This window comes from Psychromonas sp. L1A2, from assembly GCF_009828855.1.
Lineage (GTDB): Bacteria > Pseudomonadota > Gammaproteobacteria > Enterobacterales > Psychromonadaceae > Psychromonas.
The window spans coordinates 724,470-743,401 of sequence record NZ_WUAG01000001.1; the positions used below are offsets into that span (position 1 = coordinate 724,470).

The 18,932-nt window shown below is 37.0% G+C and carries 17 protein-coding genes; 14 read left to right on the forward strand and 3 right to left on the reverse strand.

Features of this window, described 5'->3' with window-relative positions; genetic code table 11:
- Positions 1 to 261 precede the first annotated feature (261 nt).
- Positions 262 to 2,925 carry a TrlF family AAA-like ATPase gene (locus GQR59_RS03195; protein ID WP_201288007.1) on the forward strand — a complete coding sequence of 888 codons (2,664 nt, stop codon included), beginning with the start codon at positions 262 to 264 and terminating at the stop codon, positions 2,923 to 2,925.
- 332 nt (positions 2,926 to 3,257) lie between these two features.
- Complete coding sequence (gene nrdG, locus GQR59_RS03200) at positions 3,258 to 3,719, forward strand: anaerobic ribonucleoside-triphosphate reductase-activating protein (RefSeq protein ID WP_160060680.1); 462 nt, start codon at positions 3,258 to 3,260, stop codon at positions 3,717 to 3,719.
- A 239-nt stretch (positions 3,720 to 3,958) separates the two neighbouring features.
- Here the strand turns inward: nrdG and GQR59_RS03205 are convergent, their stop codons facing one another.
- Positions 3,959 to 5,836: a methyl-accepting chemotaxis protein gene (locus GQR59_RS03205; protein WP_160060681.1), complete on the reverse strand. Its 1,878-nt coding sequence runs from the start codon at positions 5,834 to 5,836 to the stop codon at positions 3,959 to 3,961.
- A gap of 263 nt (positions 5,837 to 6,099) precedes the next feature.
- Between GQR59_RS03205 and GQR59_RS03210 the strand changes: the two genes are divergently transcribed.
- The 3 genes from GQR59_RS03210 (at position 6,100) to clpA (ending at position 9,701) form a co-directional block, all read left to right on the forward strand.
- Complete coding sequence (locus GQR59_RS03210) at positions 6,100 to 6,726, forward strand: DUF6942 family protein (protein WP_201288008.1); 627 nt, start codon at positions 6,100 to 6,102, stop codon at positions 6,724 to 6,726.
- Positions 6,727 to 7,075: 349 nt separating this feature from the next.
- Positions 7,076 to 7,402 carry an ATP-dependent Clp protease adapter ClpS gene (gene clpS / locus GQR59_RS03215; RefSeq protein ID WP_160060682.1) on the forward strand — a complete coding sequence of 109 codons (327 nt, stop codon included), beginning with the start codon at positions 7,076 to 7,078 and terminating at the stop codon, positions 7,400 to 7,402.
- A 43-nt stretch (positions 7,403 to 7,445) separates the two neighbouring features.
- Positions 7,446 to 9,701, forward strand: a complete 2,256-nt coding sequence (clpA, locus tag GQR59_RS03220; RefSeq protein ID WP_160060683.1) for an ATP-dependent Clp protease ATP-binding subunit ClpA — start codon at positions 7,446 to 7,448, stop codon at positions 9,699 to 9,701.
- Between the two features lie 215 nt (positions 9,702 to 9,916).
- Here the strand turns inward: clpA and infA are convergent, their stop codons facing one another.
- Together infA and GQR59_RS03230 are read right to left on the reverse strand one after the other, a co-directional pair.
- Positions 9,917 to 10,135 carry a translation initiation factor IF-1 gene (infA, locus tag GQR59_RS03225; RefSeq protein ID WP_007419779.1) on the reverse strand — a complete coding sequence of 73 codons (219 nt, stop codon included), beginning with the start codon at positions 10,133 to 10,135 and terminating at the stop codon, positions 9,917 to 9,919.
- Positions 10,136 to 10,243: 108 nt separating this feature from the next.
- The gene (locus tag GQR59_RS03230) at positions 10,244 to 10,960 is read right to left on the reverse strand and encodes an arginyltransferase (protein ID WP_160060684.1); all 717 of its coding nucleotides are present in this window, start codon (positions 10,958 to 10,960) and stop codon (positions 10,244 to 10,246) included.
- A 240-nt stretch (positions 10,961 to 11,200) separates the two neighbouring features.
- On the opposite strand from GQR59_RS03230, the gene GQR59_RS03235 reads away from it, so the two are divergent.
- The 9 genes from GQR59_RS03235 (at position 11,201) to nqrM (ending at position 18,901) form a co-directional block, all read left to right on the forward strand.
- Complete coding sequence (locus GQR59_RS03235; protein WP_201288009.1) at positions 11,201 to 11,515, forward strand: BolA family protein; 315 nt, start codon at positions 11,201 to 11,203, stop codon at positions 11,513 to 11,515.
- 266 nt (positions 11,516 to 11,781) lie between these two features.
- Complete coding sequence (locus GQR59_RS03240; RefSeq protein ID WP_160060685.1) at positions 11,782 to 13,122, forward strand: Na(+)-translocating NADH-quinone reductase subunit A; 1,341 nt, start codon at positions 11,782 to 11,784, stop codon at positions 13,120 to 13,122.
- 2 nt (positions 13,123 to 13,124) lie between these two features.
- Complete coding sequence (locus tag GQR59_RS03245; RefSeq protein WP_160060686.1) at positions 13,125 to 14,330, forward strand: NADH:ubiquinone reductase (Na(+)-transporting) subunit B; 1,206 nt, start codon at positions 13,125 to 13,127, stop codon at positions 14,328 to 14,330.
- Positions 14,323 to 15,111, forward strand: a complete 789-nt coding sequence (locus GQR59_RS03250; RefSeq protein ID WP_160060687.1) for a Na(+)-translocating NADH-quinone reductase subunit C — start codon at positions 14,323 to 14,325, stop codon at positions 15,109 to 15,111. The genes GQR59_RS03245 and GQR59_RS03250 overlap by 8 nt, the downstream gene beginning before the upstream one ends.
- Positions 15,104 to 15,736, forward strand: a complete 633-nt coding sequence (locus tag GQR59_RS03255; RefSeq protein WP_160060688.1) for an NADH:ubiquinone reductase (Na(+)-transporting) subunit D — start codon at positions 15,104 to 15,106, stop codon at positions 15,734 to 15,736. The genes GQR59_RS03250 and GQR59_RS03255 overlap by 8 nt, the downstream gene beginning before the upstream one ends.
- 5 nt (positions 15,737 to 15,741) lie before the next feature.
- On the forward strand, positions 15,742 to 16,350 hold the full coding sequence (gene nqrE / locus GQR59_RS03260) for an NADH:ubiquinone reductase (Na(+)-transporting) subunit E (protein WP_160060689.1): 609 nt from the start codon (positions 15,742 to 15,744) through the stop codon (positions 16,348 to 16,350).
- Between the two features lie 66 nt (positions 16,351 to 16,416).
- Entirely contained in the window at positions 16,417 to 17,640 is a 1,224-nt protein-coding gene (nqrF, locus tag GQR59_RS03265) for an NADH:ubiquinone reductase (Na(+)-transporting) subunit F (protein WP_160060690.1), read from the forward strand.
- Positions 17,641 to 17,750: 110 nt separating this feature from the next.
- Positions 17,751 to 18,677 carry an FAD:protein FMN transferase gene (locus tag GQR59_RS03270; RefSeq protein WP_328600577.1) on the forward strand — a complete coding sequence of 309 codons (927 nt, stop codon included), beginning with the start codon at positions 17,751 to 17,753 and terminating at the stop codon, positions 18,675 to 18,677.
- Positions 18,677 to 18,901: a (Na+)-NQR maturation NqrM gene (gene nqrM, locus GQR59_RS03275; protein ID WP_160060692.1), complete on the forward strand. Its 225-nt coding sequence runs from the start codon at positions 18,677 to 18,679 to the stop codon at positions 18,899 to 18,901. Before GQR59_RS03270 ends, nqrM begins: the two co-directional genes overlap by 1 nt.
- Positions 18,902 to 18,932 lie beyond the last annotated feature (31 nt).

An 18,932-nucleotide genomic window follows, 5' to 3' on the forward strand; every position in this document is an offset into this window, starting at 1 on the left:
AAAGAAAACAGAAGCAAAAGAAAATCGCCCCAATTCGTTTTTTAATCTGAATTAATGACTACCTTCTTAACGCACCGTTCAGACGCCACATCCCTGTGGCGAGCTGAACTAGCAACGGCATCCATGCCTTATCTTGCTTGAAGGCATTCATTAATTCAGAAAAACTCAACGGGGAAATTGTCGTAGCCGCGTTGAGTAATATGTAACAGTTTGTAATTTAAATAACGTGTATTATTTTTGGTATTCATTTAGGAGCTACTTGTGATTAACTATTTCAACAAAGGGGCGAAATTTGTTAGAGCTGATCTCCATATACATTCTTACGGAGTCGACTCTGGTTCATTTGATGTTAAAGATGAACAAATGACCCCTCAAAACATAGTCGATACAGCGTTAAGTTCTAATTTGAAAATAATTAGTATTACCGACCATAACGAGATTCTAAACAGTAAGGTTGCAATTGATTTTGCTCAAGATAAAGACATACTTGTAGTCCCCGGGATAGAGGTTAGTACTACACAAGGGCATCTTCTTGTGTATTTTAATTCATTTCAAAATCTAAGGTCATTTTACGGAAAGCTAAATATTTCTGATGATAAAGAGCGTTGCTCACAGGGGATTGTTGAATGTCTAAATTTAGCAGAACAGTATGATGGCTTTGGGGTGCTAGCACATATCGAATTAGATTCAGGATTTGAAAAGACAGTAGGAAGATTTAATGCTCAGATGGATGATTTGTTTTGTCATTCTGCATTACTTGGTCTTGAAATAAGTAAAAAGGAAAGTTTTGATCTTTATACAGATAATGATGCCGATAATCATCGATTGTCTTTAGTCAAAAAACGACGAGCAAAACTTGAACTTCATGGCGAAGTCATTTTGCCTAAAGTTATGTCCTCCGATTCACACTCTATTAATAAACTTGGCACTAATGCAGAAGGTAATAAAAAGCTAACACGCTTTAAGGTTGATGAACTTAGTTTTAATGCTCTTCGTATTTCCTTGAACTCATATGAATCTCGAGTGCGTCTGGAAGATGTAATTCCTGAAAAAGTAGCTAAATTTGTTGGTGTGCACATAAAAGGCGGACTCCTACACGACCAAAAAGTAGACTTCAGTGATAACCTTAGTTGCATAATCGGTGGTAGGGGGACTGGTAAGTCAACATTAATGGAAATTATACGCGTAGCGTCAGGTAATGAATCATCTAAGGCGGTTATTGATAGTGACGTATGGCCAGATGAGATCAGTTTGTTTTACGAAGATGAAACGGGGAAGGAATTAGAATTTCGACGCTCAAAGAATGATAACACATTTAATCATACGGACGGACAGGATGGTCTTCAAAGAGTTCCTATTGAGTGCTATGGGCAAAGTGAGACTGCCGATACAGTAAAAAATAGCGATGATGACCCAAAAGCGCTATTAGCTTTTTTAGATGGTTTTTTGGAGCTAGAACATTTAAAAAATGAAGACAATAATGTCTGCGATTTACTGTTAAATAATCAAAGTGAATTGGGAAAACTGCGGATTGAGGTTTTGGCTATAAAAGACACTGAAAGGCAGCTACAAGCGCTTAAAGAAAAGAAATCAAGATTAGAAAAAGATAAAGTAGGTGAGCTTGTTAAGCATCAAGTAGCCTTAGTTAAGGAAAAGGGGTTAAGGTCTGATCTTATTAAGCAATTGAAAGAGCTTGTTAAGAACTACCGAAAAGTTCTAAAAGATACAGTTTTTTTTGATTATTTTAGCAACTTCTCTGATGAAGAAATAATTGTGGGGAAGGATCAATTTACTGAAGTTAAAAAACTTATTAATGAGTTTGCTAAAATTGTTTCAGATAAGTCTGACGAATTGAATGTTGCTTTAGAGGATAAAATCGCTCTTCTTAAAATACAGTTGGATTCATGGAAGTCCAAAGAATCAGAAATACAACAGCAGATTGATGAGAAAAAAGAAGAGTTAGATAAAGCAGGAATCCCATTTGACATTGGGAAAATAAATCAAATAGCTAACGATCTCGAATACTATGAGAAACGTCTAAGAAAGCTCCTAAAAGATCAGGATAAATTAAGAGAAACTCAAAAATCTAGAAGCGATCTTCTTAAAAAACGGTTGGAATTGAAGAAGCATATTTATAAGTCACGCTATGCTTTTAGTCTTCAAATAAACGATAATTTAAAAAATTCTGTTGATGGTCTTTTTGTTTCAGCTAAATATACAGAAGGAACTTATTCGCCAAGCTTTGAAGGCCTAATAAAGCAGGTGATGGGCTGGAGAACATCTCAAGTTAAAAAATCCGAAGTAATTGCATCAAATTTATCTCCAATAACCTTTGCTTCAGAAGTTAAACGCGGTAGAAAAACAGCTTTCGAGGGATTGTTGGATGAAGATAATAATCGTATTTTTTCTGATGAAGACATAGATCGAATCATTGAGAGTGTTCGTGATAACTATGCTTATGAAGATTTTGAAGCGCTTGCCTACGAAGATCGACCTAATATATTAGTGACAAAAGTTGTAGAAATTAACAGGCAAATAAAAAACATTTCTAAGTCGATCTCTAAATTATCATTAGGGCAGCAACAGTCCATACTGTTAGCAATATTAATACAATCTAAAAATAATATTCCACTTTTAATAGATCAGCCAGAGGATCATCTTGATAGTGAATTTATTTATAAAACAATTGTTACCAATCTGAAAAAAATCAAAGAAACAAGACAGGTGATTATTGTTACGCATAACGCAAATATTGCAGTTTTGGGCGATGCTGAATTGATTATTCCACTTAGAAGTACAAATGACCAAACATCGATTGTTAATAGAGGTTCTATTGATAGAGGCACAATTCAGAAGGATTGTTGCGCGATTTTGGAAGGTGGAGAAAGAGCCTTTTCTAATCGTCAAAAAATATATACTTTATAATAATATATTTTTACTAAAAATAACGACGCTCAATGTGGCTGAGATAATTCCCCCGTTGAGTTTTTCTGGATGAATGACTGCCTTTAGCAAGCTAAGGCAGGAAGCCGTTGCTAGCGAACTTCGCGGCATGGACGCCGCGTATGAGCGGTGCGTTAAGAAGGCTGTTATTCATTCAGATTAAAAACGAATAGGGTGCCTTTTTCTTTGGTTACTTTCTTTTGGGCACGCAAAAGAAAGTAACACGCCGACAGGGCGGAACCCAAAGATAGAATTTAACTTAATGCTTCGACGAGCGCAGACGAGACATAATCAAAAAAAGACGAAGAAAAATTATGAACTATTCAAAATATTACCCAATTGATGTCCTCAACGGAGAAGGTACTCGCTGTACCTTATTCGTTTCTGGTTGTATTCATAACTGCAAAGGCTGCTACAATCAATCCACTTGGTCGCCGAGTGCTGGGGACTTATTTACCAAAGAATTATCAGATCAAATCATCCAAGATCTTAATGATCAGCGAATTAAAAAGCAGGGTTTAACCTTGTCTGGTGGTGACCCTTTACATCCTGCGAATGTAGATCAGATTTTAACGCTACTTAAGCGAGTTAAACGTGAGTGTGAAGGTAAGGATATTTGGATGTGGACTGGATATTTGTTGGCTGATTTGAATGTTAAACAAAAGCAGATTATTGATCTGGTGGATGTGTTGATCGATGGTAAGTTTGAAAAAAATCTTGCAGACCCTTCATTGGCTTGGCGAGGAAGCTCAAATCAAGTTATACATTATTTATAATTTTTATTTTAATGCTTTAAGATATTTTAATCGAAATCAAACCTAGATTCGCATAACTAGAACCGAAGAAGGAGTGCCATATAAACATTGATTACATCATTAATTAACGTTTATATGACGCTGTTTTTTATTGCAGTTTTTAGTTAAGGCGTTTCATTAAGTTCCTGTTAGAAAGCGACTAGCATTAGCTTTTTATCAGCTATTTACTTAGTCCGCTGCTTATTTACTTAATGGTTTAACTACTTAAGTTTAAACTGCTTTACTACATCTGCTAACTGAGCGTTTGCATTAGCAAGGCTTATTGCTTCATGGTTTACATCTTCACCGCTGGTGGCAATCAATTCAACCATTTCACTGATTTTAGCCATGTTTCTGTTTATTTCTTCTGCCACGGCGCTTTGCTCTTCTGCAGCCGTCGCGATTTGTACATTGATACCATTAATTTCTTCTACTGATAAACTAATGTTATCTAGGTCGGTTACCACTAAGTTAATTTGAGAAGAAGCTTCTTCACAACTTGCTTTGGTGCCTTCCATTGTACTGGCTACGTTAGCGCCACTGGCTGTTAGTCTGTTAATGGTATTTTGGATTTCAGTAGTGCTTTCTTGTGTTCTAAAAGCCAGCGCTCTCACTTCATCTGCTACCACGGCAAAACCTCTACCATGTTCACCGGCTCTTGCTGCTTCAATAGCAGCGTTCAGAGCGAGTAGATTCGTCTGATCGGCTATTGAGCCAATAACACTCAGTACTTTAGCAATTTCAGATATTTGTAATCCCATTTCATTAATGTTTTGTGACACATTATCGACACTGGTGACTAATTGGCCAACTGTTTCAGTCGCGCCTCTAACAACTTCTTTTGATTGCTCTGCTTGCGTAGTGGTTCTACCTGTAAATTCAACAGCTTCGGTAGTGTTTCTTGCTACATCATGAGAGGTTGCACTCATTTCTTCTAAAGCAGTGACCGCTTGTTCTGTTTCAGATTTATGATGATTTAAGGTTTCTTTATTCTCTTCAGTTAAACCTTGTAGCCCAGTAATACTTGAACCAATACGGCTAGATGCTGCTGTAATATCTAACATCATGTTCTGTAAGTGTGCGATAAACGTATTAATGTTTTCTGATATTTGTCCTAAATCATCACGACTAGTGACAGGAAGACGATGTGTTAAGTCGCCATTACCATTTGCTAATTCTTGTACGGTTTTCTTAAGCGCAAGAACAGGTCTATAGGTGTAGCTCAGTAATAAGAAGATAATAAATGAACAAATAGCAATCAAAGCAACAGTCGTTATTAAAACAGTCATTAATGATTTTTGAACTTTACTGTAAATAACTGATTCATCTAATGATACTAACAGGTGCCAGTTGGTAGAGTCGTTTAGTTTGATAGTTTCAAAATAAGCGACTTTATGCACTCCAGCTAAAGTGTAAGAGATGCTACCTTGATCTTTACTATAAATATCACTTTTAAGTTTAGATAATTCAGGTGTATCAGATAAGCGAGTTTTACCTGCAATATCTTTATTATTGGTTGAGGCTAATGTTAATCCTGAACCTTCATATAGGCTGGCGGTTCCACTGTCAAACACGGTGTCATTAACCATGGTTTGAAGTCCGTCTAACTCAACGTCTGCTAGTAATACGCCTGCAATTTGATTATCACGGTAGAAAGGAGCTGAAATACTGATCATTAGCTTACCGGTACTACTGCCTGTATAAATATCAGTAATAATAGTTGAGCGTTTATTTTTAGCTTGTTTATACCAGCCACGTGAACGAGGATCATAACTTGATGCGTATTTACCTTTGTTGCTGTTATAAGCTATGCCGTTTTCGTACCCTACAATAATGGCCGATGCTTCAGTGGTTCGTTTCATCAGTTTTAAGTTGGTAATGATGTTTTGCTCATCAGCACTTTGAGAAAATAAGTCGGCAGTTGTGCTAATGCTTCTTGTTATTTTATCTACAAATTCGTGAATCTTATCGCTGTTATTTGAAACGCGAAGCATCGAATATCTATCAACGTTATTGATGGTCAGAGAAGACTGTTGTTTATATGAAATATAAGCCAGTGTTGCCATTGAGATTGTCAATAGCACGATAGCTGCAGACACTATGCGTCCTTTAAAATTAAGATACATTGTTGTAGTTTTCCATATAAGACATTGAATTTAAATAAATAATTATATACATTTTTATACGCTCTTTGTTTGATACTAATAAAGTCTTATAGGGACAAATGGATAAGTTGTTTTTACCTCTATAGGGTTAGTTAAATAATAGTGTTTATTCTTTATGATGTACATATTTAGCTGTTATTTTAAGCAAAATAAAGTGACCGTACGAGGTTTACTTTTTATATTAAGGACATAGAATTTTGACGAAAAGTGTTAATGCTGAAATAGTCGGATTAGGCGATAGCCAATTCACATTTGCTGTGTATATTGCTAATCAACCAGCCATGGAGGAGTACCAGTCATTAACACAATTAAAAGCGATTCAACATGGTGATATCTATGCCATTGGTCAAGCTTGTGGCAATGGTTGGCGTAAGGTGTTTAATGTTTTTGCGAAGTTATTGTATGCGTTGAATAAAAATGATTTTAATTTTTCTACTTTAGCGCCAACTTGGCAGCAATATCGGGATCAGTATTTATTACAAGCGAATAGTGGCACTGCCTTAATTTTTAGTCCACCCAGAGTAGCGTTTTCAAATAGGGAGCTCTCAAATTTAGATCTTTCAAGTCTGCAGCGCTCACATACGGATGAGGTTAAAACCGTGCATATCATTTGTGGCAGAACTTATGCGAAGCAATTAATTAACGAAGGAAAGTTAGCCACTAAATTATTGTGGTTAGATGAGGAGTTTGCGGTAGATGTACAACAAGGTGTGGTTGTTTGCCCTTATTTTGATTACAGACAATTATCTAATATAAAAATACAGCGACTATCGGCGATGCTGTCAGCCATGATGAAAGGTGAAGTAATCGATTTTAGTTTATAGTTTTCATTTATTACACTGAGATAAGGGTACTCATTTCATCAATCTAAGCACATCCATCACGTTTATTAGTTGATCGATAAGTTAAACATAATCGTATATTTAATAAACAAGCTATTAACCAATTTAATGATTGCTTCACATGGTTATGGCTTTTTTGTTACAGCGGATTGCACATTGGAAAGTTAAGCTTTACTCTAGGATTGAGTATTGTGGTTATTTAGGTTGATTAAATGACCCGTTTTACTGCTTAAAAATATGGCTAACACTATGCTTTTACAATGCTAATCACATAATAAGAACATTATGCGAACAATTTCAGTAACTTTATTAATGAAGACTAAACTAAAAAATGAGTGATCAAAATTCTCCAAAAACGGGAAATGAATCGGAAACAATCGAATCCCAAGAAACAAAATTAGTGCCGCCATCTATGTATAACGTTTTATTACATAATGATGATTATTCGCCAATGGATTTTGTTATTGATGTGCTGCAACGTTTTTTTCGACTAGATCATGAAGCAGCAACTGAAGTCATGCTTAATGTGCACTATAAAGGTGTCGGTGTTTGCGGTACATTTAGTGCAGAGATCGCAGAAACAAAAGTGATGCAAGTTATTCAATATGCAAAAGAAAATGAACACCCATTAAAATGTACGATGGAAAAAGAGAGTTAACCATAATCACGTTATTTTATTTTTACTCTCATAAGGAGTCTCCATGCTAGATAAACCTTTAGAACATAGCCTTGATTTAGCCTTCCGCATTGCCTACGAAAAAAGCAATGAATTTATGACATTAGAACATCTGTTATTAGCATTGTTAGAAAACGATGAAATAAAGAAAATTCTTTCAGCTTGTTCTGTGGATATCGTATCTCTTCACATTGAATTAAGTGAGTTTTTAGACACTAATCCTAGCCTTTCTGAAATTAAAAATGAGAAGTTAGAAGTCCAACCAACCATTGCCTTTGAACGTGTTTTACAGCGTGCTATTTTTCATGTGCAATCATCAGGGAAAACAGAAGTCAGTGCGTCAAATGTGCTGGTGGCTATTTTTAGTGAACAAGAATCTCAAGCTGCTTACTTCTTGAAAAAATCTAGTTTGTCACGTTTGGATGTTGTTAATTATATTTCTCATGGCATGGAAAAACACCCTGATTCTATTTCATTTCATGAACCAGAGCCTGTTGAAGCTAAAGTCGAAGAAAACGATGAAATGCCATTTACCGTCAACCTTAATGAACAGGTTATAGCGGGAAAAATAGATCCCTTAATTGGACGGGAAAAAGAACTTGAACGTTGCGTGCAAATCTTGTGTCGTCGCCGTAAAAATAATCCGTTGTTAGTAGGGGAATCTGGCGTTGGTAAGACTGCTATTGCTGAAGGGTTAGCTTATCAAATCGTTAATAATAATGTGCCTGATGTGATTGAAGATAATATTATCTACTCTCTGGATATGGGGGCGTTATTAGCTGGAACAAAATACCGTGGCGAGTTCGAACAACGTTTTAAAACGGTGCTCAACAAATTAAAAGATCAGAAAAATGCAATTTTATTTATTGATGAAATCCACACCATTATCGGTGCCGGTGCAGCAACGGGAGGTCAATTAGATGCGGCTAATCTTTTAAAACCATTATTAACTGGTGGTGAATTAAGGTGTATTGGCTCGACCACTTATAAAGAGTTTGGGCAAATATTTGAGAAAGAGCATGCGTTAGCACGACGCTTCCAAAAGATTGATGTATTGGAACCGTCAGTAAAAGAAACAAGCCAAATTCTATTAGGCTTACGTTCTCGTTATGAAGAACACCATAATATTCGTTATACCAATAAAGCATTGGTGGCGGCTGCTGAGCTAAGTGCTAAATATATTAATGATCGTCATTTACCTGATAAAGCGATTGACGTGATTGATGAAGCGGGCTCGCAAATGCGTTTGTTGCCGGTTAGTAAACGTAAGAAAACCATTGGTGTGTCTGAAATCGAAAGCATTATTGCTAAGATTGCACGTATTCCAGAGAAGTCGGTATCCAATACAGATAAAGATGCACTGGCTAAATTACATCAACGTCTGAAAATGACGGTATTTGGCCAAGATACAGCGATTGATGCCTTAACTGATGCAATACATTTAAATCGTTCAGGGTTATCTGACGAACTTAAACCGGTTGGTTCATTTTTGTTTGCTGGTCCAACGGGGGTTGGTAAAACAGAGGTCACTCAGCAACTAGCGAAAGCATTGGGAGTGGAGCTGTTACGTTTTGATATGTCTGAGTACATGGAAAAACATACGGTTTCTCGTTTGATTGGTGCCCCTCCTGGTTATGTTGGTTATGAGCAAGCTGGTTTGTTAACGGATGCGGTGGTTAAACATCCCTATTCTGTTGTGTTGTTAGATGAAATCGAAAAAGCGCATTCCGATGTGTATAACATTCTTCTGCAGGTTATGGATCACGCAACATTAACTGATAGTAATGGTCGTAAAGTTGATTTCAGAAATGTGATTCTTGTAATGACAACTAATGCAGGTGTTCAAGAAACAGTTAAACAAAGCATTGGTTTTAAAGAGCAGAAAGAGGGCGCTAAAGCGATGGATGAGATTAATAAAATATTCTCTCCTGAGTTTAGAAACCGTCTTGATAATATCATTTGGTTTAACCATTTAGACTTAAAAGTGATCAGCCAAGTCGTCGATAAGTTTATTGTACAGCTACAAGTACAGCTAGATAAAAAACAAGTGTCATTAGAAGTGGATAGTAATGCACGTGATTGGTTAGCTGAACATGGTTATGATAAAGCAATGGGCGCTCGACCAATGGGGCGTTTGATTCAAGAAAAACTGAAAAAACCATTAGCGAATGAAATACTATTTGGTGGTTTACAAAATGGCGGTAGTGTTAGCGTACTATTGAATGCTGCCGGTGATGGTATTGATTTTAAGTATGAGAAAAAATTAGAAATGAGTCGTTAGTATTGGGTTCTATTAAAGCGCCATATTCAAGGTTTTAGAGTTAAAGCGCTAAGCATTAGCGCTAAAATTTTAATGACACCAATAAAGTGAATATGGGGTTTTAATTGATTGATCTTATTTCTAATAAAATACCCTCAAAAATGGGTATAAAAAAACCAGCTGAGTTGCTGGTTTTTTTATGGCTAATAAAAGCCGAATTTTTTGTTACCGGCTAATTAACGAGCACGGAAAACAATGCGACCTTTTGATAAGTCGTAAGGTGTAAGCTGAACTGTCACTTTATCGCCAGTTAGAATACGGATATAGTTTTTACGCATTTTTCCTGAGATATGTGCAGTAACAACGTGACCGTTTTCTAATTCCACACGGAACATTGTATTAGGCAACGTATCTAAGATAGTGCCTTGCATTTCAATACTGTCTTCTTTTGCCATTGGCGATGGATCCTTTGTATAGGTAAGTAGTGCTAGTTTCAATCGGCGCATAATGCCAGAATAATTGGAAGTGGTAAAGGATTGTTGCTCATTAATCAAACTAAAAAGCTAATCAAATGCCGCCCATTGCTGGTTTATAAAGCGTTGATGTGGATTAAATTGGTTTTTGTAATTCATTTTTTGACAATTATGAATGTAATAACCTAAATATAAAAATTCTATTTTTTCTTGTTTAGCTAAATGAAGTTGCTGTAAAACCGCATATTTCCCTAATGAATGAGCTTGGTAATCAGGGTCATAAAAGCAATAAAAAGCACTCCACGCTGATGATGTCTCTGTTTTTAACTGATCAGTGACACTAACAGATATTAATTTATCATTATCATACACTTCGATAAAAATAATATCGCCCCAGCTACAGGCAATAAACGATTCAAACTGTTCTAAGCGAGCAGGGTACATGACGCCATCTTTATGTATTTGATTAATATAACGTTCATAAAGTGAATAATAGTTAGCTTTCGCTATTGTACTTTTTACTGTCGTAAAATGTTTATTTTTATTTACTAAACGTTTTTGACTTTTAGATAAAATAAAATGGTTACTTTTAATACGCAATGATTCACAGTTATTACAGTCAGGACAATGTGGGCGATAAACTTGATCGCCACTACGTCTAAATCCTATCGACATTAATGCAGGATAATTTTTTTGTGCATTATTTTCAGGATCGACTAACATAATTAACTGTTCTTCTTTATTTTCTAAATAAGAACAAGGGAAAGTCGCCGTAAGGCCAACACTCAGATCGGATGAATCGGACACGAATAACCTTTTTATTAATAGAAATGATATTATTTAATAGTTTTGTTACATGTTGTTGCATGGAAACAAACTTAAAAAGAGTGTATCGTAAATTTCATTGCTTTGTTATTGTAAATAAAAATTAACAACACTGTATTAAGTATTCTCTTTCAGTGTCTGGTTGCCAATCATTTTCTGGCAACTTCAAACTGCGTTTAACCACTTTTTTGATTATTAACCCCTATCTTAATTTGAGGCAATATGATTGTTCAACAAACTATCCAAGATAAACTAAAGCAACGTTTTAAAGCTGAATTTTTAACTGTAGAAAATGAAAGTCACAACCATTCTGTCCCTGCAAATTCTGAAACACATTTTAAAGTGACAATTGTTTGTGAAGAGTTTGAAGGCTTACGATTAATTATGCGTCATCGTTTGATTAATGATTTGCTTTCGGAAGAGCTAGCTGGCCCTGTACACGCGTTAGCTATGCATACTTATACACCGACACAATGGGCTGAAAAAAATCAGATTTCTCCTGATTCAGCGAAATGTTTAGGTGGTGGTAAAGGCTAGTATTTTTAAAGAGAGAAAATTCACAGTAAAGTAGGGTTATTAAAATGTTAATTGCATTTGTGAGCTTTGTTTTATTTTTTATTAAATTTGAACTTACTTCGGTTAGCTTTTCATTTGATATAGCAATTAACCCCTCTCTAATGTTAATATTTGTCAGAATTTTTTAGTGTACATGTTAATCGATTGTTAATTCCGATCTATTACATGCAATGTTTTATTGCCGAAAGGCATTTAACTTTCCTCCCGTAACTATAGTGCAAGAGAATATGATTACTATAAAAAAAGGACTGGATCTCCCCATCTCAGGAGCGCCAGAGCAAGTCATTCAAAATGGTCCCGCCATTTCTGAAGTTGCTATACTGGGTGAAGAATACGTTGGAATGCGTCCATCAATGGCTGTCAAAGTCGGCGATAGCGTAAAAAAAGGCCAAGTTCTATTTTCTGATAAGAAAAATGAAGGTGTGCATTTTACTGCTCCAGCGACTGGTATAGTTAAAGAAATAAACCGTGGTGCTAAACGTGTGCTGCAATCAGTTGTTATCTCAGTGCAAGGCAATGAAAGTGTGCAATTTGCTAAGTATGAGAGCAAGCAATTAGCAAGCCTTGAACGAAGCAAAGTGGTTGAAAACTTAGTCGAGTCTGGTACATGGACTGCATTCCGCACGCGTCCATTTAGTAAAATTCCTGCAATTGATGCAATACCAGCTTCTATTTTTGTAACGGCGATGGATACCAATCCATTAGCGGCAGACGCGACGGTTATCATTAATGAAAACCAGCAAGCTTTCACTGATGGATTAGCGGTGTTATCACAGCTAACTGACGGTAAAGTTTACGTCTGTAAAGGACAAGCTGCATTACCTACATCTGATGTAGCAAGCGTTGAAGAAAAAATCTTTGCGGGTGTTCATCCTGCTGGTTTAGCTGGAACACATATTCACTTTGTTGATCCTGTTTCTGCAACGAAACAAGTTTGGTCGATTAATTACCAAGATGTGATTGCATTTGGTCAATTATTCACAACGGGTGAAGTTTATAGCGATAAAGTTATTTCTATCGCAGGACCTGCTGTTTCAAAACCTCGTTTAGTTCGTACTAAAATTGGGGCTTCAATAACACAGCTAACCGCTGGTGAATTAATCGCAGGACAAGTTCGTGTGATTTCTGGATCAGTATTATGTGGTGTAACGGCTTCAGGCCCACACGCATTTTTAGGTCGCTACCATAATCAAGTGTCAGCACTAGTTGAAGGTTACGAGAAAGAGTTATTTGGCTGGGGAGCGCCTGGTTTAAATAAACATTCTGTCTCTCGTGTATTTTTATCTGCGTTAAATCGTGCGAAAAAATTTGCGTTCACTACCACTACTGGTGGTAGTAAGCGTGCGATGGTGCCAATCGGTCAATATGAACGAGTTATGCCATTAGATATTTTACCAACTGTATTATTACGTGATTTGATCGTAGGCGATACAGATGGTGCACAGACGTTAGGTTGCCTAGAATTAGATGAAGAAGATTTAGCACTATGTACTTATGCTTGCCCAGGCAAATATGAATACGGTTCAATCTTGCGCGAATGTCTAAGTAAAATTGAGAAGGAAGGCTAATAATGAGTCTTAAGAACTTAATTGAAAAAATGGAACCGCATTTCGAATCAGGGGGCCGTTATGAAAAATGGTACGCTCTGTATGAAGCTGCAGCAACATTTTTCTATACCCCTGGTTATGTGACCAAAGGAATTACTCACGTTCGCGATAGTATTGACCTTAAACGCATGATGATTTTTGTTTGGTTAGCAACGTTTCCTGCGATGTTTTACGGTATGTATAACACAGGTGTACAAGCTAATGATGCAATTGTAGCTGGTTACTCTGCAATAGAAAGCTGGCGAGTTGCATTATTAGATATGCTAGGTGTAACGCTAGGCTCTGGTGCAGGTATCTTCGATAACTTGTTATTCGGTGCTGTTTACTTCTTACCTATCTATGCAGTGACGTTTATTGTTGGTGGTTTCTGGGAAGTATTATTTGCGAGCGTACGTAAACATGAAGTAAATGAAGGTTTCTTTGTTTCTTCTGTATTATTTGCGTTAATCGTTCCAGCTACTATTCCATTATGGCAAGTTGCATTAGGTATTACGTTTGGTGTTGTTGTTGCTAAAGAAATCTTTGGTGGTACTGGCCGTAACTTCTTAAACCCTGCATTAGCTGGTCGTGCTTTCTTATTCTTTGCTTACCCTACTGATATTTCTGGTGATGCTGTTTGGACTGCCGTTGATGGTTTTTCTGGCGCAACATCGTTAAGTGTTATGTCTCAAGGTGGCCTAGACGCTGTACAAGCTAACTTATCTTGGATGGATGCTTTCATTGGTAATATGCAAGGTAGTGTAGGTGAAGTTTCTACGTTAGCTATTTTGATTGGTGGTGCCTTTATTGTCATTACGGGGATCGCTTCATGGCGGATTATTGCCGGGGTGATGATTGGTATGGTTGCAACTTCGTTGCTATTTAATGTGATTGGTAGTGATACTAACCATATGTTCCAACTACCTTGGTATTGGCATTTAGTAATGGGTGGTTTTGCCTTTGGTATGATCTTCATGGCAACTGACCCCGTATCAGCTTCATTTACTAATAAAGGTAAATGGTATTACGGCGGTTTGATCGGTTTAATGGTGGTATTAATTCGTGTTGTAAATCCAGCCTTCCCTGAAGGTATGATGTTAGCTATTTTATTCGCTAACTTATTTGCACCGTTATTCGATTACTTTGTGGTACAAGGCAATATTAAACGGAGGTTAGCGCGTAATGTCTAATCAACAGGAAACATTCGGCAAAACAATACTTGTTGTACTGGCGGTTTGTCTAGTCTGTTCAATTATTGTAGCTGGGGCGGCAGTTGGCTTACGTCCAATGCAAATCGAAAATAAAAAGATTGATAAGCAAAATAATATTCTTGCTGTTGCTGGCTTAACGACTGATAAAACAACGGCAGAGGTTTTTGCATCTAACATTCAAACTAAATTAGTTGATTTAGATACGGGTGAATTTGTAACCAATCTTAGCGCAAGTGAAATTGCTAAATACGATCAACGTAAAGCGTCAAAAGATCCAGAAACAAGTGTTAAATTAACACCTGACCAAAACGTCGCTAAAATTGGACGTCGTGCTAATTTAGCAACGGTTTACTTGGTATCTGATGATAATGGCGAATTACAACGTATCATTTTACCTATTCACGGTGCTGGTTTATGGTCAACAATGTATGCTTTTGTTGCTGTACAACCAGATGGCAATACAATTGATGCTATCACTTACTATGAGCAAGGTGAAACACCTGGACTAGGTGGTGAAGTTGAAAATCCTCGCTGGCGCGGACTGTTTGTTGGCAAAGAGTTATTTGATGCTGACGGCAACCCTGCTATTCAAATTGTTAAAGGACAAGCTACTGCTGGTTCTAAACATGAAATAGATGGGCTATCTGGCGCTACACTAACAAGCATTGGTGTAGAGCATACCTTCACTTTCTGGTTAGGTGAGCAAGGGTTTGGTCCATTTCTTAGCAAAGTTCGTGAAGGAGCGCTAAACAATGGCTAAATCAAGTGAATTAAAAGAAGTATTAACTTCTCCGATAGTAAGTAATAACCCTATTGCATTGCAAATCTTAGGTGTGTGTTCTGCTTTAGCGGTAACTGCAACATTACAAAATGCAGTGGTAATGACGTTAGCGGTGTTGTTTGTTACAGCGTTCTCTAACTTATTTATTTCGTCAATACGTAACTACATTCCTAACAGTGTGCGTATCATCGTACAGATGGCCATTATTGCCTCGTTAGTAATCGTGGTAGACCAAGCATTAAAAGCATTTGCTTTTGGTATTTCTAAACAGTTATCTGTTTATGTTGGTCTGATCATTACAAACTGTATTGTAATGGGACGTGCTGAAGCATTTGCAATGAAAAACAAGCCTTTCCCAAGCTTTATGGATGGTATAGGTAATGGTTTAGGTTACGGTCTAATTCTTGTTTTAGTGGGTGCTGTTCGTGAGCTGTTTGGTTCAGGTGCTTTATTCGGCATCGAAATCTTACCGTTGATCTCAAATGGCGGTTGGTACCAAAGTAATGGTTTATTATTACTTCCTCCTAGTGCCTTCTTTATTATTGGTGGCGTTATTTGGGCAATTCGAACAATTAAACCAGAACAAGTCGAGCCTAAGGAGTAATTTGAATGGAACATTATCTTAGTTTATTTGTGCGTTCTATTTTCATTGAAAATATGGCACTGGCTTTCTTCTTAGGCATGTGTACTTTCCTTGCTGTTTCTAAGAAAGTTAAAACATCAATGGGTCTTGGGGTAGCGGTAATCGTGGTATTAGGTATTTCAGTACCTGCTAACCAAATTATCTACTTTAACCTATTAGCACCTGGTGCGCTTGATTGGGCAGGTTTTCCTGACGCTGATTTAAGCTTCTTAGGCTTTATCACCTTCATTGGTGTTATTGCTGCGTTGGTACAAATTTTGGAAATGATATTAGATAAATATTTTCCTGCTTTGTATCAAGCACTTGGTATTTTCCTGCCTCTTATTACTGTTAACTGTGCCATCTTTGGTGGTGTTGCGTTTATGGTTCAACGTGAGTACAACTTACTTGAGTCAGCGGTTTATGGTGTAGGTAGTGGTATTGGTTGGACGCTAGCGATTGTTGCATTAGCAGGTATCCGCGAAAAAATGAAATACTCTGACGTACCAGATGGTTTACGTGGGTTAGGTATTACATTTATTACAGCGGGTCTAATGGCATTAGGTTTTATGTCATTTTCTGGTATCCAACTGTAATCGTTGCTGTTTTAGCGTAGATGAATTCGGGGGAATTTATTCCCTCTCAAAACAAGGAAAAAGTCGATGGAAATCTTTCTCGGCGTTGCCATGTTTACAATTATCGTTTTAGCGTTAGTCGTTATTATTTTATCGGCAAAAGCAAAACTTGTAAGCACGGGTGATATTACAATTTCTATTAATGATGATGCAGACAAAAGCATCAATACCCAAGCAGGCGGTAAGTTATTAGGTGCATTAGCGAATGCTGGTGTATTTGTTTCTTCTGCATGTGGCGGTGGTGGTACTTGTGGCCAGTGTCGTGTGAAAATCAAATCAGGTGGTGGTGATATTCTACCTACTGAGCTTGACCACATTACTAAACGTGAAGCAAAAGAAGGCGAACGTTTATCATGTCAGGTTAATGTTAAAGAAGACATGGTGATTGAATTACCAGAAGAAATCTTTGGCGTTAAAAAATGGGAATGTGAAGTTATCTCTAATGGTAACGAAGCTACTTTTATTAAAGAGCTTAAATTGCAAATTCCAGATGGTGAATCTGTACCGTTTAAAGCCGGTGGTTACATTCAAATTGAAGCTCCTGCTCACCATATCAAATATAAAGATTTTGATATTGAAGAACAGTACCGTGGCGATTGGGAACACTTTAAATTCTTTGATTTAGAATCTAAAGTTGACGAAGAAACTATTCGTGCATACTCAATGGCTAACTACCCTGGTGAAGAAGGTATTATTATGTTGAACGTGCGTATCGCTACGCCGCCTCCTCGTGATTTGTCTTTGCCATGTGGTAAAATGTCATCATTTATCTTTAGCTTAAAAGCGGGTGATAAAGTCACTATTTCTGGTCCATTTGGTGAGTTCTTTGCTAAAGAAACTGAAAATGAAATGGTCTTTGTTGGTGGTGGTGCTGGCATGGCGCCAATGCGTTCACATATCTTTGATCAATTCCGTCGTTTGAAAACAACGCGTAAAGCGAGTTTCTGGTATGGTGCGCGTTCTAAACGTGAAATGTTCTACGTAGAAGATTTTGATGCAATTGCTGCTGAAAATGAAAACTTTGAATGGCATGTTGCATTAAGTGATCCTCAACCTGAAGATGATTGGGATGGTTACACTGGGTTTATTCATAATGTATTATTTGAAAACTACCTTAAAGATCACGAAGCACCAGAAGACTGTGAGTTCTACATGTGTGGTCCTCCGGTGATGAATGCAGCGGTTATTGCTATGCTTAAAGATTTAGGTGTAGAAGACGAAAATATCTTACTTGATGACTTCGGCGGTTAACCCTGATGATTAAATCATCAATTAAATGGCTAGCCTTAATAGGGCTAGCCTTTTTTATTTCATCGTGCACTAAACCTGAACCGAAGCTGCTTCAAATTCAGGGGCAAACCATGGGGACTTATTATCAAGTCACTTATGTATTGTCTAGTGAACAGTCTAAAAACAAAGATTTATCAACTGAGTCATTGCAAGTTTTAATTGATCAAGAATTAGAATTAGTGAATGACCAAATGTCTACTTATCGCCCAAATTCTGAATTATCTTTATTCAATAAAAGTAAAGACTCTTTAGCAGTATCTGATGCAACGATTAAAGTGGTTAAAAAAGCGCTTGAGGTTTACCAACAGAGTAATGGAGCTTTCGATATAACGGTTGGTCCATTAGTTAACCTGTGGGGATTTGGCCCAGATAAAAAGCCTAATAAAGTACCTGATGCTAAATTAATTGAAAATACTAAACAAAAAATTGGTAGTCAATATCTATCGATTGAAGGTAATCGTTTAATTAAAAGTAAACCTGAATTGTATGTTGATTTGTCTTCTATCGCAAAAGGTTACGGTGTTGATGTCATTGCTGAATTTTTAACAAAGCAGGGCATTAAAAATTATCTAGTCGATATTGGTGGAGAGTTAAGTGCCAATGGTACTAAACCTAATGATACACCTTGGACATTAGCCGTAGAGCGTCCTGAGTTCGGTCAAAATGTACAACGCTTATTACATATTGGCGATAATGCAATTGCAACCTCGGGTGATTACCGTAATTACTTTGAGTCAGATGGTATTCGTTATTCACATACGATTGATCCTAAAACAGGACGTCCAATCAACCATAAGCTAGTCTCAGTTACGGTCATTGATAAAAGTAGTATGGTCGCAGATGCATTAGCAACCGCAATTACTGTATTAGGACCAGAAAATGGGTTAAAATTTGCAACTAAGCTTAAACAACCGGTCTTTTTATTGACCAAAAAAGATGATGGATTCATTGAGTCTTTCACTCCTGAGTTTGAAGAATTTTTTGCAGAGGAAAAGTGATGATCTATTTTATAGCTACGTTTGTTGTTTTTTTATTAGTTATTGTTGCAATGGCTATTGGTTATATCGTTAACCAAAAAACCATTGGCGGTAGCTGTGGTGGACTCGCTTCAGTAGGGATAGACAAAGAATGTGATTGTCCAGATCCGTGTGATAACCGTAAGAAAAAAGAAGCTGAAGAAGCGCGCTTACAGAAGCTACAAGCAGAAACCCGAATTATATAGCTCTTTACTCGCTAATAACCAAAGGTAGGCT